Annotated in this window: 13 protein-coding genes; 6 read left to right on the top strand and 7 right to left on the bottom strand. The window is 66.2% G+C overall.

What is annotated here, in order from left to right; genetic code table 11:
* Positions 1–17: 17 nt before the first annotated feature.
* A complete protein-coding gene (locus AC1ME3_RS03590) occupies positions 18–1,991 on the top strand; it encodes an OPT family oligopeptide transporter (protein ID WP_480954883.1) in 1,974 nt (657 codons plus the stop codon).
* A 339-nt stretch (positions 1,992–2,330) separates the two neighbouring features.
* Here the strand turns inward: AC1ME3_RS03590 and AC1ME3_RS03585 are convergent, their stop codons facing one another.
* The 3 genes from AC1ME3_RS03585 to queF form a co-directional block, all read right to left on the bottom strand.
* A complete protein-coding gene (locus AC1ME3_RS03585) occupies positions 2,331–3,614 on the bottom strand; it encodes a glycoside hydrolase family 130 protein (protein ID WP_056051630.1) in 1,284 nt (427 codons plus the stop codon).
* A 64-nt stretch (positions 3,615–3,678) separates the two neighbouring features.
* The gene (locus tag AC1ME3_RS03580) at positions 3,679–5,949 is read right to left on the bottom strand and encodes a glycosyltransferase family 4 protein (protein ID WP_480954882.1); all 2,271 of its coding nucleotides are present in this window, start codon (positions 5,947–5,949) and stop codon (positions 3,679–3,681) included.
* Positions 5,950–6,095: 146 nt separating this feature from the next.
* Positions 6,096–6,554, bottom strand: a complete 459-nt coding sequence (gene queF, locus AC1ME3_RS03575; RefSeq protein ID WP_056411723.1) for a preQ(1) synthase — start codon at positions 6,552–6,554, stop codon at positions 6,096–6,098.
* Positions 6,555–6,574: 20 nt separating this feature from the next.
* Between queF and AC1ME3_RS03570 the strand changes: the two genes are divergently transcribed.
* The 5 genes from AC1ME3_RS03570 to AC1ME3_RS03550 all read left to right on the top strand — a co-directional run bounded on the left by AC1ME3_RS03570 (position 6,575) and on the right by AC1ME3_RS03550 (position 11,914).
* Complete coding sequence (locus AC1ME3_RS03570; RefSeq protein WP_480954881.1) at positions 6,575–8,131, top strand: cryptochrome/photolyase family protein; 1,557 nt, start codon at positions 6,575–6,577, stop codon at positions 8,129–8,131.
* Positions 8,132–8,155: 24 nt separating this feature from the next.
* Positions 8,156–8,986, top strand: coding sequence for a sulfurtransferase (locus AC1ME3_RS03565; RefSeq protein WP_480954880.1), 831 nt, complete (start codon positions 8,156–8,158; stop codon positions 8,984–8,986).
* Positions 8,983–10,179 (top strand): cystathionine beta-lyase, encoded by a 1,197-nt coding sequence (gene metC, locus AC1ME3_RS03560; RefSeq protein WP_480954879.1) that lies wholly within the window; start codon positions 8,983–8,985, stop codon positions 10,177–10,179. The genes AC1ME3_RS03565 and metC overlap by 4 nt, the downstream gene beginning before the upstream one ends.
* Positions 10,180–10,197: 18 nt before the next feature.
* A complete protein-coding gene (gene bluB, locus AC1ME3_RS03555) occupies positions 10,198–10,845 on the top strand; it encodes a 5,6-dimethylbenzimidazole synthase (protein WP_480954878.1) in 648 nt (215 codons plus the stop codon).
* 220 nt (positions 10,846–11,065) lie between these two features.
* Entirely contained in the window at positions 11,066–11,914 is an 849-nt protein-coding gene (locus AC1ME3_RS03550) for a TorF family putative porin (RefSeq protein WP_480954877.1), read from the top strand.
* Positions 11,915–12,247: 333 nt separating this feature from the next.
* Here AC1ME3_RS03550 and AC1ME3_RS03545 read toward each other — a convergent pair whose 3' ends face one another.
* The 4 genes from AC1ME3_RS03545 to AC1ME3_RS03530 form a co-directional block, all read right to left on the bottom strand.
* The gene (locus AC1ME3_RS03545; protein ID WP_056065856.1) at positions 12,248–12,661 is read right to left on the bottom strand and encodes a DUF3035 domain-containing protein; all 414 of its coding nucleotides are present in this window, start codon (positions 12,659–12,661) and stop codon (positions 12,248–12,250) included.
* Positions 12,654–13,157 (bottom strand): signal peptidase II, encoded by a 504-nt coding sequence (gene lspA, locus AC1ME3_RS03540; protein WP_056065859.1) that lies wholly within the window; start codon positions 13,155–13,157, stop codon positions 12,654–12,656. Before lspA ends, AC1ME3_RS03545 begins: the two co-directional genes overlap by 8 nt.
* On the bottom strand, positions 13,150–16,131 hold the full coding sequence (locus tag AC1ME3_RS03535) for an isoleucine--tRNA ligase (protein ID WP_480954876.1): 2,982 nt from the start codon (positions 16,129–16,131) through the stop codon (positions 13,150–13,152). The genes lspA and AC1ME3_RS03535 overlap by 8 nt, the downstream gene beginning before the upstream one ends.
* Positions 16,132–16,315: 184 nt before the next feature.
* On the bottom strand, positions 16,316–17,239 hold the full coding sequence (locus AC1ME3_RS03530; protein WP_480954875.1) for a bifunctional riboflavin kinase/FAD synthetase: 924 nt from the start codon (positions 17,237–17,239) through the stop codon (positions 16,316–16,318).
* Between the last annotated feature and the right edge of the window lie 168 nt (positions 17,240–17,407).

Genomic DNA, 17,407 nt, shown 5'->3' with positions numbered 1-17,407 from the left:
GCTTTGAGGCTGACCAGATGACCGACGCGACGCGGGGCGTAACCGACACGGGCCCCGAGACCAGCATGCGCGAGCTTACGTTTCGCGGGATCGTGCTCGGCGGGATCATCACGCTGCTGTTCACCGCGGCCAACGTCTATCTCGGGCTCAAGATCGGACTGACGTTCGCGACGTCGATCCCGGCTGCGGTGATCTCGATGGCGGTGCTGCGGCTGTTCAAGGATTCGACGATCCTCGAGAACAACATCGTCCAGACGATCGCGTCCGCCGCGGGCACGCTCGCGGCGATCATCTTCGTGCTGCCGGGCCTCGTGATGATCGGCTGGTGGCAGGGCTTCCCGTTCTTCACCACCGCGGCGATCACGATGTTCGGCGGCGTGCTCGGCGTGCTGTTCTCGGTGCCGCTGCGCCGTGCGCTCGTCGTCGACACGGTGCTGCCGTATCCGGAAGGCCGCGCGGCCGCCGAAGTGCTGAAGGTCGGCGCGGGCAGTCGCGAAGGCGGCGAGGAAAGCGCGCGCGGGCTCGGCATCATCGTCGCCAATGCGGTCGTCTCGGCCGGGTTCGCGATCCTGACGCAGACCAAGCTCGCCGCCGCCGAGGCCGCGACGTGGTTTCGCGTCGGCGCGGGCGCGACCGGGATCTCGGGCGGGCTGTCGTTCGCGTTGCTGGGGGCGGGGCATCTGGTCGGCATCTCGGTCGGCATGGCGATGTTCGCGGGCGTGGTGATCGGCTGGTGGATATTGCTGCCGATCCTGACCTCGGGCGGGAGCGTCACCGGCACCGCGGAAGTGATCGCCAACACCGTGTTCCGGTCGGATGTCCGCTTCTTCGGTGCAGGCGTGATCGGCGTCGCGGCGATCTGGACGTTGCTGAAGATCGCCGGGCCGGTGGTCGGCGGTGTGCGCTCGGCGCTGGCGGCTTCGGCGGCGAAGCGCGGCGGCGAAGTGCTGGCTCTCGAAGAGCGCGACATTCCGATCGGGATCGTCGGGATCGGCTCGCTCGCGATGCTGGTGCCGATCGGCATCCTGCTCTGGACGGTGTTGCAGGGCGGACCGCTGGAGGCGTCGGCGGTTGGGCTGATCGCGGGGAGCCTCGTGTTCATCCTCGTCATCGGCCTCGTGATCGCGGCGGTCTGCGGGTACATGGCGGGGCTGATCGGCGCGTCGAACTCGCCGGTTTCGGGGATCGGCATTCTCGCCATTCTCGCCGCGTCGATCCTGCTGGTGTCGTGGTTCGGCCGCGCGGTCGAGCCGGGGACGACGCAGGCGCTGGTCGCCTACGGGCTGATCGTGACGGGGATCGTGTTCGGGATCGCGACGATCTCGAACGACAATCTGCAGGATCTGAAGACCGGGCAGTTGGTTGGTGCGACGCCGTGGAAGCAGCAGGTCGCCTTGCTGATCGGCGTGGTGTTCGGCTCGATTGTGGTGCCGCCGGTGTTGAACCTGCTGGGGAGCACGCTCGGGTTTGCGGGCGCGCCGGGGGCGGGGCCTAATGCGCTGGCGGCGCCTCAGGCGGCGTTGATCTCGGCGCTCGCGAAGGGCGTGCTGGGAGGCAATCTCAATTGGGCGATGATCGGGTATGGGGCGCTTACCGGCGTGGTCGTGATCGCGGTCGACGAGTTGCTCGGCAAGGCGGGGAAGCTGCGGTTGCCGCCGCTTGGCGTCGGGCTCGGCGTGTATCTGCCGATGTCGGTGACGTTGCCGGTCACGATCGGGGCGGTCGTGGGGTTTGCGTATGATCGTTGGGCGGACCGCGCTCGGAATCCTGAACTCGCCAAGCGGATGGGGGTGCTGACCGCTACCGGCATGATCGTCGGGGAGTCGCTGTGGGGCGTTGGCTTTGCGGGGATCGTGTATTTGACCAACAAGGAGACGCCGTTGGCGCTGGTTGGGGATGGGTTTGCTAGCATGGCGCTGGTTGGCGGGACGGTGTTGTTCGCGGTGCTGACGTGGGTGATGTACAGGCGGACTATGGCGGCTTCGCGCTAGGCGCGTGCCCTCAACCTTCCCACCCGGCAAGCGCCGGGCGGGCCCCTTCCCTCTCCCCCGAGGGGAGAGGGGGTAAGCGAGCGTGTTTCCCCGCGAAGGCGGGGATCCAGACTGGGCTCCCGCCTTCGCGGGAGAACAAGTCCCCCTACCGTTCGTGCTGAGTAGAGACCGAGTAGCTGCACTCGCAGCGTATCGAGGGCTCGTATCGAAGCATGGGTTTCGCGCGCCAACTGTCCTTCGATACGCCCTCTCGATACGCTGCAAGAGCAGCTACTCGATGGCTACTCAGGACGAACGGAAGGAGGAGGGTGTCGGAACGTGATCCACACCCACCCCCGCTCACTTCATCGCAGCGAGCATGTCCTTGATCGGCACGAAGGCAAAGCCCACCGAGCTGTCCGCAATCCCGTACGGCATGAAGATCGTATCGCCATGCTTCAGCGCGCCGCAGCTGTAGACGACGTTGGGCACATACCCCTCACGGTCCTGGTCCTTCGCCGCCAAGATAGGCTGGCTCGTCCGGCCGATCACCTTCGACGGATCGTCCTTGTCGAGCAGCACCGCGCCGATCGAGTATTTTCGCATCGCGCCGACGCCGTGCGTCAGCAGCAGCCAGCCCTCGTCGAGCTCGATCGGCGGGCCGCAATTGCCGATCTGCACCAGTTCCCACGGATATTCGGGCGTCAGGATCTTCTCGCCGTCGTCCCAGTCGGTCAGCGTGTCGGACTTGAGCAGGAACAAATTCTCGCCGTCCTGCCGGCCGATCATCATGTACTGGCCGTTCACCTTCCGTGGGAACAGGGCCATGCCCTTGTTCCGCGCGGCGGGGCCGGTCATCGGCACGAGGTCGAACGCGCGGAAATCGCGCGTGCGCATCAGTTCGGACTGGATCACCGAGCCGTTATACGCGGTGTAGGTGCCGATCCACTCGTAATCGCCGTCCTCGTGCTGGAAGCGGACGATGCGGAGATCCTCGAGGCCCTTCGACTGCGCCTGCGTGATCGGGAAGATCACCGTGCCGCTCAGCGTGCTGTCGCGGTGGCGATAGACGGTGACGGGGCCGATCGGCATCTCGTCCTCGCCGCTGCCGACCGCATCCGTGGCCGTCGCGAACGGCGGCTCGGGCGCGAGCTTCATCTGGTTTTCGCAGGTGATGATGCCCTCGCGGAACGCTACGGAGGAGATGTGACCCTCGCCGACGGCGCGCAGGCTCATCAGGATGCGCATCGAGCCCGGCGGCATGCCCGACTGGTCGAAATGCGGCACCGCGCTGGGGTTCATCAGCGCGGCGGCGGCATAGCTGTATTCGTGGCAGAAATAGGCACCGATCAACTGGCGTTTCTCGTCGCCGATCTCCGCGCCGTTCAGCCCGAGCATGTCCTCGATCTGGTCGTAGCGCGTCATGAACACGCGTCGCGTCTGCCAGTGGCGTGCCTCGAAATCCTTCAGCACGACCTCGAGCTGCGCGCGCGCCTGTGCGGGCGACATTTCCAGCACTTCGCCGACGAGCCGCTCGGTGCGGCTCGGTGCGCCGCCATGACCGCCCCAGGCGATATGGAACGGCCGCACGACGACACGCGAAGGGTCCGCGTGCAGCCGCAGCTGGTGGTTGAACAGATCCATCGTAGCAGTGCCCCGCGTCGTTCCACTCAGCGCACCGTCGCCTGTCAGGCTGTCTCTAGCGTGGCTAGGCGACGACGCGCGCCGCTCCTGCCACGCTTTGCGCTGCCTTTGATACCCCTGAAATCGCACAACTTGCGAGTTGGAGCGCCAAAATCGACTCGGCACCCTGGTTTCGGTTGAGCCCGGTCGGCATCAAACCGTCATAGCAACCACCATCCGCGACGCTCGCGAGCGGCAGGTCGAGGTCGTTGACGCCGAGGAACCACCCGTAGGCGCGCAACGCCTCGTCACGCCAGCGCACGTCCCCGGTCGCGTCATACGCTGCGGCGCACGCATCGACGGTTGCCTGCGCTTCCAGCGGCTGCTGGTCGAACTGCAACGGCTCGGCATAAGGCCGGTTGAAGCTTTCCGACCCGACCGCGCGGAAACGACCCTCGGGCGAAGTCTGCTTGGCGACGATCCAGTCGAGCGTGGCGAGGCCACAGTCGATCAGGTCCTGACGCCCGAGCGCCTGGCCTGCGCGGATCAGCGCCTGCGGGAGGCGCGTATTGTCGTAGGCGAGCACGATCTCGAACCACTGCCATTCCGGACGACGCGCCTTGGCTAGCAGGTCGAGATGGACCTTGGGGAAGGCTTCGAGGATCGACAGCGACAGCTGGTGGCCGGGCTTGGCCTCCAGCATCGCCGCAGCGCCGAGCATCGCGAACGCCTGCGCGCGAAGGCTACCGAGTTCGAGCGCCATCGACGCGGTCGAATCGAACATCGCCGTCGCCCAGTCGCGGTGCTTGGCGGCCTGCGCATCGCGCGCGGTGACGCCGAGCGACCAGAGCGTGCGGCCGTTCGAATCCTCCGACCCCGAATCCTCGCACCAGGTGCGATCGAAGTTCATGAAGTTGCGGAACCGGCGCGTGTCCGGGTTCCAGGCGTATTGCACGAATGATGCGTAGATCGTCATCCACTTGTCGCGGGTGACGTCGTCGAGATCGGGCAGTGCGCTCATCAGCATCAGCGCGCGGCAATTGTCGTCGATGCAGTAGCCGTGGCGACGATCGGGGATCGAATAGATCGAATGCTGGAGCATGCCGGTTGAATCGCTCATCCGCTCGACCGCGGCGAAATCAGGCGTCAGCTGCTTCAGCGGGGCTGGAACCTTGGCGAGGCGAAAAGGGCGCGCCGCCACGATCGCACGGATCTCCGTCATCATCGCCTCGGCGAGCTTCGGCCAGATCATCGTGCGGCCGCGCGCATAAGCACGCTCGGCGAGACGGTTGCGATCGCGGTCGTTCGACATCAGCGCATCGATCTCGCGCGCGAACGCGTCGACGTCACCGAACGGGACGAGCACGCCGTGGCCATCCGCGAGGATCTCGGTCGCGTGCACGTACGGCGTCGAGATGACGGGCTTGCCGACGCCGATCGCGTAGCTGAGCGTGCCCGACGTGATCTGCGCGGGGTTGGTGTAGGGCGTCACATAGACGTCCGCCGCCTGGAGATAGTCGAGCAGTTCGCCATGCTCGAGGAAAGCGTCGACGAACGAGACGTTGTCGGCGACGCCCTTCTCGGCGGCGAGCGCCTTCAGCTTGTCGCGGTACTTCTCGCCCTCGTACGCGACGAGGTTCGGGTGCGTCGCGCCGAGCACGACGTACAACAGGTCGGGATGCTTCGCGATCACCGCGGGCAGCGCGTTGATGACCGTCTCGATCCCCTTGTTGGGGGCGAGCAGGCCGAACGTCAGCATGACTTTCCGGCCTTCCCAGCCGAACTTGTCCTTCAGCATGGCCGGATCGAGCAGGTCGCGATCGGGCACGCCGTGCGGGATCATGACGATCTGGCGCGAATTGGCGCCGTAGACGCGCTGGAGGATGTCGCGGCCACGCTCGGCCATGACGACCACGCGGGCAGCCCGACGCAGCAACCCTTCGAGCACGCGGCGCTCGTCGGCGTTGGGCTTTTCGAGGATCGTGTGCAGCGTGACGATGACCGGCAGCGTCGTGCGATCGAGCAGTGCGAGGATGTGCTCGCCGGCCGGGCCACCGAAGATGCCGTATTCGTGCTGGAGCCAGATCGCCTGCGCGCCGCTCGCCTCGATCTTGCGCGCGGTGTCGATATAGGCCGACAGATCGGGCTCGGGGATCGTGCCCGTGACTTCGGCCGGGTAGTCGTATTTGCCGGGATGATCGTCCATCGCATAGACGTCGACCGCGATCTCGGGGAAGCGCGCGCGCATGGCCGTGAAAACGTCGGTCGTGAAGGTGGCGATGCCACACTGTCTCGGCAGGAAATTACCGATCAGCGCCAGTCGCGCGATATTCCCACCGTCCGCCGGTTTCACCATACCCTGTCCCTCGTTTGAGCGCGCACTTCTGGGAAAACCCGGTCGCGCATCCATTTGAACGGTTCAGGTAGCATAAAGTTTCATCACATACTGCAGTGCAGCACGGGAATACTAACAACCCACGTCAAACCGGTTTTATGCGTGCCTCATCCGCGACCGCGATAGGAGGCGACTCCCTGGTCCGGCAGCCACAGATCTTGCGGCGGTGCACTCGATTGCCAGAACACGTCGATCGGGATCCCGCCACGCGGATACCAATAGCCGCCGATGCGCAGCCACACCGGTTTCATCTCGTCGAACAGGCGCTCGCCGATGCCGACGGTGCAGTCTTCGTGGAACCCGGCATGGTTGCGGAAGCTGCTCAGGAACAGTTTGAGCGACTTGGATTCGACGATCGTCTCGCCGGGGACATAGTCGATGACGAGGTGCGCGAAGTCGGGCTGGCCGGTGACGGGGCAGAGCGACGTGAACTCGGGCGCCGCGAACCGCACGAGATACGTCCGGCCCGGCCGCGGGTTCGGAACATAATCGAGCACGGCCTCTTCTGGAGAGGCAGGGAGGGCGCTGTTCTGGCCGAGATGCAATGGGTTCTGGGGAGCGGTCATGTGCCGCCATGTAGGATGCGATGACGCGCAAGAAAACCACACTCGTACCGATCCTCGGCGACCAGCTCACGATCGACCTCGCCTCGCTGCGGGACTGTGATCCCGAAACCACGATCGTGCTGATGATGGAGGTCGACGAGGAGACGACCTATGTCCGCCACCACAAGCGCAAGATCGCGTACATCCTGTCGGCGATGCGGCACCATGCCGAGGCGCTGCGCGAGGCCGGTTGGACGGTCGAATACACGCAGCTCGACGACCCCGACAATGCGGGCAGCTTCACCGGCGAGATCGCGCGTGCGGTCGAGCGGCATGACCCGGAGCGGATCGTCGTCACCGAGGGCGGCGAGTGGCGTGTGATGGCGATGCTCGAAAGCTGGGAAACGCTGTTCGGGATCCCGGTCGAGATCCGCAGCGACGACCGCTTCCTTGCCAGCCATGCCGAGTTCGAGACCTGGGCGGCGGAGCGCAAGTCGCTGACGATGGAGTGGTTCTATCGCCAGATGCGGACGCGCACCGGGCTGTTGATGGCCGCCGGCAAGCCCGAGGGCGATCGCTGGAACTTCGACAAGGAGAACCGGAAGCCCGCGAAGAACGACCTGCTGATGCCGCGCCCGCTGGTCTTCGCGCCGGATGCGATCACGAAGGACGTGCTGGCGCTGGTGGCGGAAAGGTTCGCAGATCATCCGGGGAGCCTCGACGGGTTCGAGTACGCCGTGACCGCGACCGATGCCGAGCGGCAGGCGGCGAATTTCTTCAAGCACGCGCTCGCGCAGTTCGGCGATTACGAGGATGCGATGCTCACGGGCGAGCGGCATCTGTGGCACTCGATCCTGTCGCCGTATATCAATTCGGGGCTGCTAGATCCGCTCGACCTGTGCCGGCGCGCGGAGGCGGAATATCGCGCGGGCCGCGCGCCGCTGAATGCGGTCGAGGGGTATATCCGCCAGATCATCGGCTGGCGCGAATATATGCGCGGGATCTACTGGCGCGAGGGGCCGGAGTACGTCGAACGCAACTTCCTCGACCATCACCGTGAGCTGCCCGGCTGGTACTGGACCGGCGAGACCGACATGCACTGCCTGCGCGAGGCGATCGGCCAGACGCTGGAGACCGCGCACGCGCATCACATCCAGCGGCTGATGGTGACGGGCAATTTCGCGCTGCTGATCGGCGCGGACCCCGCCAAGGTGCACCTCTGGTATCTGGAAGTGTATGTCGACGCGTATGAATGGGTCGAGCTGCCCAATACGCTGGGGATGAGTCAGTTCGGGGATGGCGGGCTGCTCGGGTCTAAGCCGTATATCTCGTCGGGCGCGTATATCGACCGGATGTCCGATTATTGCGGGACGTGCCGGTATAACGTGAAGCAGCGGATCGGGCCCGATGCGTGCCCGTTCAACGCGCTCTATTGGGATCTCCTCGCGCGGCACGCGGACAAGCTCGGGCGCAACAACCGGCTGGCGATGCCGTATCGCAACTGGGCGAAACAGTCCGAGGCGGACCGCGAGGCGACGCGTGCGCAGGCGGCTGGGTTCCTCGCCTCCCTCGACGCGAGCGGCCCGGCTGGATACTGACCGATCGAGCACAAGGAGCCGCATATGGACGCGTTGGTAAGCACCGAATGGCTGGCGAACGAACTGGGCGCGAGTGATCTTCGGATCGTCGACGCGACCTACGCCGAGGGTCGCGATGCGGCGGCGGAGTATGAGGCGGCGCATATTCCCGGCGCGGTGTTCATGAACCTCAGCGAGTTGCGCGATACCGACAGCGACCTGCCGAATACTCTGCCCTCGGCGGAGAAATTCGCGAGCCGGATGCAGACGCTGGGGCTCGGCGATGGCAGCCGGATCGTGCTGTACGACAGTTCGCCCTGGCACACGGCCGCGCGCGCGTGGTGGATGCTCAGGCTGTTCGGTGCGCACAATGTGGCGATCCTCGACGGCGGACTGGCCAAATGGCAGGCCGAGGGGCGCGAGATCGCAACGGGGAAAGAAACGCCGCGGCATCGGCACTTCACGACCTGGGCCGACCTGAAGGGCGTGCGCGATCTCGACCAGATGAAGGCGAACGTCGCAAGCGGTGCGGAGCAGGTGCTCGACGCGCGCTCTGCGACGCGTTTCACCGGCGCTGAGGAAGACCCGCGGCCGGGCACCGCGCCGGGGCATATTCCGGGCTCCAAGAACCTGCCGCAGGGCGCTGTGTTCAACGCGGACGGTACGTGGAAGACGGGCGACGCGCTGAAGGTCGAGTTTGACAAGGCGGGCATCAACCTGGCGAAGCCGATCGTGATGACCTGCGGCTCCGGCATCACCGCGTCGGTCCTTGCGTTCGGCGCGCACCTGCTCGGCAACGACGCGGCGCTGTACGATGGCAGCTGGTCCGAATGGGGCGGCGATCCCGAGACACCCAAGGCGACAGGAACGGCATGAGCGACACGAACAAGCCGGTCGGTGACGCGACTAAGGTCGTCCTCGCCGGCCGTCGCCCGGAATGGACTCAGGGCATCGTCAGCCCGCCGGTCTGGCGCGCCTCGACGATCCTCTATGATTCGGTCGGCCACCTCCGCGAAAGCGCCACGCGCGATACGCATCACCGGCTGTTCTACGGGCGCAAGGGCACGCCGACGCAGTGGAGCCTCGCCGACGCCCTGACCTCGCTCGAGCCCGGCGCGGAGGGGACGTTCCTCTATTGCTCGGGCGTTGCGGCGATCGCGGCGGCGTTGTTGTCGGTGCTGTCCCCAGGCGACGAACTGCTGCTGGTCGACAGCGCCTACGACCCGACGCGCGGCATGGCAGGCGGGCTGCTCAAGCGGTTCGGGATCACCACGCGCTATTACGACCCGATGATCGGCGCGGGCATCGCCGACCTGATCGGCGAGAACACGCGGGCGATCTTCATGGAAAGCCCGGGCTCGTTGAGCTTCGAGGTGCAGGACGTTCCCGCAATCGTCGCCGCCGCCAAGGCGCGCGGCGTGACAACGTTGCTCGACAACACCTGGGCCACGCCGCTGTTCTTCCCGGCGATCGAGCGCGGCGTCGACCTGACGATCCTCGCCGGCACCAAGTACGTCGTCGGCCATTCGGACGTCATGCTCGGCTCGGTCACCGCCGCGCCCGGCCATTTCAAGAAGCTCCGCGAGACGAGTTTTCAGCTCGGCCAGGTCGCGAGCCCCGACGATTGCTGGCTCGGCAGCCGTGGCCTGCGCACGATGGCGATCCGCCTCGCGCAGCACCAGTCGAGCGCGCTGACCATCGCGAAGTGGCTCCAAGGCCGGCCCGAAGTCACACAGGTCCTTCACCCCGCTCTTCCAGATTGCCCCGGCCACGACCTGTTCGTCCGCGACTTCAAGGGCTCCAGCGGCCTGTTCTCGTTCGTCCTCAACGGCGGCGATGAGGCGTCCCGTGCCGCCCTGATCGATACACTCCAGCTGTTCGGCATTGGCTATAGCTGGGGCGGTTTCGAAAGCCTCGCCATCCCCGCCGACCCACACCGCTATCGCAGCGTCACCAAGCGCGAAGCCGCAGGCCCGATGGTCCGCCTCCAGATCGGCCTCGAAGACCCCGCCGACCTGATCGCCGATCTTGAAGCCGGGCTCGCAGCCTTCTCTGCCGCAAAGGTCTAGACGATTTCCGATCGAGGTGTGTCCGCGCAGGAGGCCGACGCACCCATCTTCGGCCTCGCGTTCCAGGCCGAGCTGGACGCGCTGTTCCGCTGGCGCCGCGACGTCCGGCGGTTTCGGCGCGATGCGTTGCCGGCCGGGCTGCTCGACCGGTTGCTGGCGACGGCGAACACCGCCCCGTCTGTCGGACTCAGTCAGCCGTGGCGGTTCGTCACGGTCGACGACCCCGCCCGCCGCGCCGCGGTCCGTGCCGAGTTCGAGGCGTGCAATGCAGCGGCGTTGGCGATGCAGGACGAGACGCGGGCGGCGAACTACGCGCGGCTAAAGCTCGCGGGGCTCGAACAGGCGCCGTGTCATATCGCAGTGTTCGTCGAACCCGACCCGGCGCAGGGCCACGGTCTCGGCCGCCGGACCATGCCCGAAGCCGTCGCCTATTCCGCGGTTATCGCGGTCCATACGCTGTGGCTGGCCGCTCGCGCGCAGGGGATCGGCCTGGGCTGGGTCTCGATCCTCGACCCGTCGCGCATCCGCGCGATCCTCGACGTGCCGGAGACTTGGCACCTCGTCGCGTATCTCTGCATCGGCTATCCCGAGACCGACGCCGTCATCCCCGAACTCGAGCGCGAGGGTTGGGAAAACCGACGGTCGATTAACGTCCTAGCACGCTGAACGCACGTTGGACGCGACGGCTGTCTTTGAAATGAGTGTGGCGGTTGCGCAACATGCGTGCTGTCAAAGCCCGATTGTACGCAAGATTCGCTTGTGCGGCACACCATGGGCTGTCATCGCGGTGTCACCGTTGGAAAGACCGCACTGGGGTTCGGCCCCGAAAGATGCGGCGTTCACGGATGCAGGGCGGACATCGACTTCCGGTATCGAAAGGGAAACGATGCGCTTCACCACACTTCTTCTCGGCGGCATTGCTTTGGCTGCCGCAACGCCAGCGTTCGCGCAGGACGACACCGCACCTCCCAAGGAGGTCACGGTCAGCGGCGCGGTCGGGCTCGTCAGCGACTATCGCTTCCGCGGTGTGTCGCAGTCGGACGAGAACCTCGCCGTCCAGGGCGGCATCACGATCACGCACAAGAGCGGGCTGTACATCGGCACCTGGGGTTCCAACCTCGCAGGCTGGGGCACGTTCGGCGGCGCCAACATGGAGCTCGATCTGATCGCAGGCTACAAGGTGCCGGTCGGCGGCGGCGCACTCGACGTCGGCGCGACCTGGTACATGTACCCGAGCGGCTTCGACAACACCGACTTCATCGAGCCCTATGCCAAGCTGTCGGGCACCGTCGGTCCGGTCGCATTGCTCGCCGGTGTCGCCTATGCCCCCAAGCAGCAGGCGCTCGGGCCGTGGTACACTAACGGTGCCTCGGTGGCGGTCGGCTATGACCGGGTCAATGCCAAGGACGACAACCTGTATCTCTGGGGCGACGTCAGCAGCGGGATCCCGAACACCGGGCTGACCGTGAAGGCGCATGTCGGCTATTCGAACGGCAACAAGGGCCTTGGCCCGTTCGCGACCAGCGTGTCGCCAACGGGCGAGTATTGGGACTGGCTGTTCGGTGCGGACTACGTGATCCCGACGACCCCGCTGACGCTGGGCGTGGCGTATGTCGACACCGACATCGGCAAGGGCGAGTCGGCGTATTTGCAGCCTAGCTTCAGCCGAGGCCAGGACGGCAATGGTTCGATCGCCAACGGCAAGGTGCTGGTGTCGCTGACCGCCGCGTTCTGATCGCCTGAGGAGAGGGCGCGGCGAGCTTTCCGCGCCCATCAACCTGAAAGCTTGTTTCCCCGCGAAGGCGGGGACCCAGTCTGTGCTCCCGCCTTCGCGGGAGAACAAGGAAGGGCGCTCTGAGATTGCATCAGGGCCTTCAACTTTTTGATCGCCCCACCCGACCCGTCATCCTGGGCTCGACCCAGGATCCAGAGCCGCACGCGCCGCGCTCATGGCTCTGAATCCTGACTTTCGTCAGGATGACGGGGGTGGCGGCGGAACGAGCCGTCAGACACGAAGAAGGGCGGCCCCGCGAGGAGCTGCCCTTTTTCGTTAGCCGTTAGGGTTCGATCAGTTTGCGGTGGTCTTCGCGTCCTGGCCATCGCCCTCTGGTGCTGCGACGATGTCGCGCGTCGTCGAACCCTTGTCGACCACCGTCGTGCCGGGATCGCCTGCGCTCGAGCGGATGCCGGGATCGTCGTTGTCGGCGCCCGCATCAGCGACGACACCCGACTCGGCCGGGCTGCGCGCAGCGGCCCCACCGAACAACGCGTCGAGCGTCTGCGCGTTGGCGGCGGTATCCTGCGGGCGGGCGGCACCGGGCTGCGGCGGGACCAGCGCGAAGTCGGGCGGGATCACGAGCGGCGCCTGGCGCGCGACGGCGAACTCGTCCGGGCGTGCGCGATCGAGGCTACGGCCTGCCCCGCAACCACTGAGCAGCGCGACGCAGGTGAGGCCGGCGGCCAGGGGTACGAACTTACGCATGGGAATTCTCCACAGGGGGCTTCTCGCGCACGAGGAGCGCCCGAACAAGCAGGACGAGCACGCCGACAGTAATCGCTGCATCGGCGACATTGAAGACCAAAAACGGACGCCACTCGCCGATATGCAGGTCGCAGAAATCGACGACATAGCCGAGCCGGATCCGGTCGAGGATATTGCCGATCGCCCCGCCAAGCACGAAGCCGAGCGCGACCTGATCGGCGGGGTTCTTCTCACGCGTCATCCACACGGCCACACCGACCGCGATCGCGCCGGTCAGCAGCACCAGTGCCCAGCGGGTGAGGTGGCCGTCGGCGGGGAGCAGCCCGAGCGAGATGCCGATGTTGGGGACGAAGCGCAGGTCGAAGAACGACGTGATCGTCTGCGAATCGCCGAGCGAGTCGATCCCGAGCGGCTTGGTCACCGCCCATTTGCTGAGCTGGTCGGCGAGGAACAGCGCGATCGCCGCGCCGAACCCGGCCTTGGGCAGATTACGCATCGGCCACTACCTCGTCGCATCGGTTGCAGAGTTCGCCATCGACGGTCACCTCGGGGAGGTGGCGCCAGCAGCGGCCGCATTTGTGGAAGTCGGTGCGCGTTACGGTGACCGCGTCGCCCGGCGTGACCTTGGCGACGATGAAGGCTTCGGCCAGTTCCGCAGCTTCAGTTGGCGCGAGAGGCGACATCGATTTGATTGTGACCTCTGCCTCCAAACTCGAACGCACGGTCTTTTCCCGACGCATTGGCTCGATCGCTTCGGTAACCGTTTCGCGAAGTGCACGGATCTGCGTCCACTTCTTCCCGACCTCGACGCCGTCCTCCACCTCTGGCAGCGCCGGCCATTCGAGATAGTGTACCGAGCTGTCGTCGTTGGGGAAGCGCGACTGCCATACCTCTTCCGCGGTGAAGCAGAGGACGGGCGCAGCGTAGCGGACCAGTGCGTGGAACAGCACGTCGAGCACCGTGCGGTACGACCGGCGCTTGATGTCGCCCGGCGCGTCGCAATAGAGCGAGTCCTTGCGGATATCGAAGAAGAACGCGGACAGGTCCTCGTTCGCAAAGTCGGTCAGCAGGCGTGTGTAGCGGTTGAACTCGTACGCTTCCGCCGCCTGGCGCAGTTCGGTGTCGATCATGCCGAGGCGGTGGAGCACGTAACGCTCGAGTTCGGGCATGTCGGACACGGCGACGCGCTCGGACTCGTCGAAGTCTTCGAGCGCGCCGAGCATGTAGCGGAACGTGTTGCGCAGCTTCCGATACGCGTCGGAGGCGGTGGCGAGCACTTCCTTGCCGATCTTCACGTCGTCGAAATAGTCGGTCGAGGCGACCCACATGCGCAGGATGTCGGCGCCGGACTCGCCGATGATCTTGAGCGGATCGACGACGTTGCCGAGCGACTTCGACATCTTGCGGCCCTGGCCGTCGAGCGCGAAGCCGTGCGTGAGGACCGCGTCATAGGGCGCGCGACCGCGCGTGCCGCAGCTTTCGAGCAGCGACGACTGGAACCAGCCGCGATGCTGGTCGGAGCCTTCGAGATACAGGTTCGCGCGCGTTCCCTCGCCGTAGCGTGCTTCGACGGTGAAGACGTGCGTGCAGCCAGAGTCGAACCAGACGTCGAGAATGTCCTTCACGACCTCATAGTCGGCGAGGTCGTAGTCGGGGCCGAGCAGCGCCTGGTGGCCGTCCGAATACCACGCATCCGCGCCGTTCTGGCGGAAGGCTTCGACGATGCGTGCGTTGACGGCGGGGTCGTTGAGGTACTGGCCGGTGGCGCGGTCGACGAACAGCGCGATCGGCACGCCCCAGGCGCGCTGGCGCGAGATGACCCAGTCGGGGCGGCCCTGCACCATCGACGTGATCCGGTTTTCGGAGCGTGCGGGGATCCAGGTGGTCGCGGCGATCGCATCAAGCGCGATTTCGCGGAGGGTGGCGCCGTTGCCAGCTTCTGACTCCCTCTTCCCGTCGGGGAGAGGGCTGGGGTGAGGGGTCGTTCCAAGCGCAGCATTGCTGGGCTGCCCCTCACCCCGACCCTCTCCCCGGAGGGGAGAGGGAGCAGGAGCATCCATCGGGATGAACCATTGCGGGGTCGCGCGGAAGATCACTTTCGCCTTCGAACGCCACGAATGTGGGTAGCTGTGCTTGAAGTCGTCGCTCGCCGCGAGCAACGCGCCGGCATCGCGCAGGTCAGTGCAGATCGGGCCGTCCGCGCTCACGAACTTCTTGTTGATGACGCTGCCCTGGCCGCCGAGCCATGCCCAGTCCGCGCGGTACATCCCGGCGCCGTCGATCGCGAAGACCGGGTCGATGCCGTATTGCTTGCAGAGTTCGAAATCGTCCTCGCCGTGGTCCGGCGCCATGTGGACGAGCCCGGTGCCCGCATCGGTCGTGACGAACTCGCCGGGGAGGAACGGCCGCGGCTTCGCGAAGAACACGCCGAGTGCGTGCATCGGGTGCCGTGCGGTGGCGTCGGCGAGGTCGGAGCCCTTCCCGCGCCAAAGGATCGCAGCGCCATCTTCCTCCCCGTCACCCCGGCGGAGGCCGGGGCCCACCTCACCGCGGTCTCCCTCGTTGGTAAGTGGGTCCCGGCCTCCGCCGGGATGACGGGAGGGGAGGGTACGGGCAAAAAAGCTGTCGATCAGCGCATCTGCGATCAGGTAACGGCGATCGCCGTCTGCCAGCAGAACATACTCGATCTCAGGACCATAGCTCAGCGCCTGGTTCACCGGGATCGTCCACGGCGTGGTCGTCCAGATCACCGCATGCGCGCCGACCAGTTCGGGCGCGTTCGGCGCAGAGTCGATCTCGAACGCGACGTCGATCTGTGTGGAGACGATGTCCTCATACTCGACCTCGGCCTCGGCGAGCGCGGTCTTCTCGACCGGCGACCACATCACCGGCTTGGCGCCGCGGTACAGTTGCCCGCTCTCGGCGAACTTCAACAGCTCGCCGACGATCGCGGCTTCCGCCTCGTACTTCATCGTCAGGTACGGATCGGCCCAGTCGCCCATCACGCCGAGCCGCTCGAACTCGGCCTTCTGCACGGCGACCCATTTCTCGGCATAGGCGCGGCATTCGGCGCGGAACTGGTCGACCGGCACGTCGTCCTTGTTGAGCTTCTTCGCGCGATACGCTTCCTCGACCTTCCACTCGATCGGCAGGCCGTGGCAATCCCAGCCGGGGACGTACGGCGCGTCCTTGCCCATCAGCGATTGCGAGCGGACGATGATGTCCTTGAGGACCTTGTTCATCGCGTGGCCCATGTGGATGTCGCCGTTCGCGTAGGGCGGGCCGTCGTGCAGGATGAACCGCTCGCGCCCGAGCCGCTGTTCGCGCAACCGGTCGTAGATGCCGAGCTTGGCCCAGCGCTCCAGGATCGCCGGCTCCTTCGCGGCGAGGCCCGCCTTCATCGGGAAGTCGGTCTTCGGCAGGAAGACGGTGTCGCGGTAATCGCGGGCGGGCGCGGGAGTATCGGTCATAAGTACGGCGCACTTAGCCGAGCGCGACGCACGTTGCCATCCCCTCTCCCTCGGGGAGAGGGGCAAGCTGCGAAGCGACGCGGGCGAGGGCACGGGCGGAGAATTCAGCCGTTTTGGGCTGGCGTGCCCTCACCCTCCCACGCTTCGCGCGGGCCCCTCCCTCTCCACTGAAGGGAGAGGGGTTTTACGCCAGTATCTCTCTTGCTCGCGCGCAGTCGGCATCCATCTGCGTCGTCAGCGCTTCGAGGCTGTCGAACTTCGCCTCCGGCCGAAGATACTCGACCAGCAAAACCTCGACGCGGCGGCCGTACAGGTCCTCCGAGAAGTCGAAGAAATACGGCTCCAGCAATTCCTTCGGCGGATCGAAACTCGGGCGGATGCCGAGGTTCGCCGCGCCCTTGAGTACGCGGCCGTCATCCAGCCGCCCGGTCACGGCATAGATCCCGTACGCCGGGCGGAGGTAATTCCCCATGTCGAGATTGGCGGTCGGATAGCCGATCGTGCGACCGAGCTTGTCGCCGTGCTGCACCACGCCCTCGATCGTGAACGGCCGCGTGAGCAGCCGCGTCGCGGTCGCCATGTCGCCGCTGCGCAGGGCGTCGCGGATCCGCGTGGACGAGACGGTCTCGCCGTTCAGCGCGACCGCGCCGACGGTCTCCGCGCGAAAACCGTGGACCGGGCCCCGCGAGGCGAGCGTGTGGACGGTGCCGGCCTTGCCCTTGCCAAAGGTGAAGTCCTCGCCGGTGACGACGCCGCCGATGCGGAGATTGTGCTCGAGCCGCTGGGCGATGAATTCTTCGGCGGTCAGCGCGGCAAGATCGCCATCGAAATGGAACACCACCATCGCGTCGGCGCCGGCGTCGGCGAACAGCCGCTCGCGCTGGTCGAGCGTGCTGAGGCGGAAGGGTGCCGTGTCGGGGCGGAAATGCCGCACCGGGTGCGGATCGAACGTCGCCACCAGCGCGGGCCGGCCCTCGGCTTTGGCCCAGGCGATCGCGCGCGCGACCACCGCCTGGTGACCGAGGTGGAATCCATCGAAATTGCCCAGCGCGACGATCCCGTTCGCGAGATGCGAAGGAATGGACGCGCCGCCGTCGAGCCGCTGCATGCGCGGTTCATTAAAGAGGCGCTGCGGAAGGCGATAGTCCCTCCGTATCGATGCCTCATCGCACGGCCGCCTCTCTGGCGACGACTAAAGTCCGGCCTTGGCACACAGCGCGACGCGCCCGCGTGACCGTTGCATCGCGCTGCATATAGTAGCGGGTGGAACCAAACT

It is taken from the genome of Sphingomonas sp. BL2, from assembly GCF_056680015.1.
The sequence above is the reverse complement of the archived record's forward strand: the minus strand, read 5'-3'. Positions and strand labels throughout refer to the sequence as shown.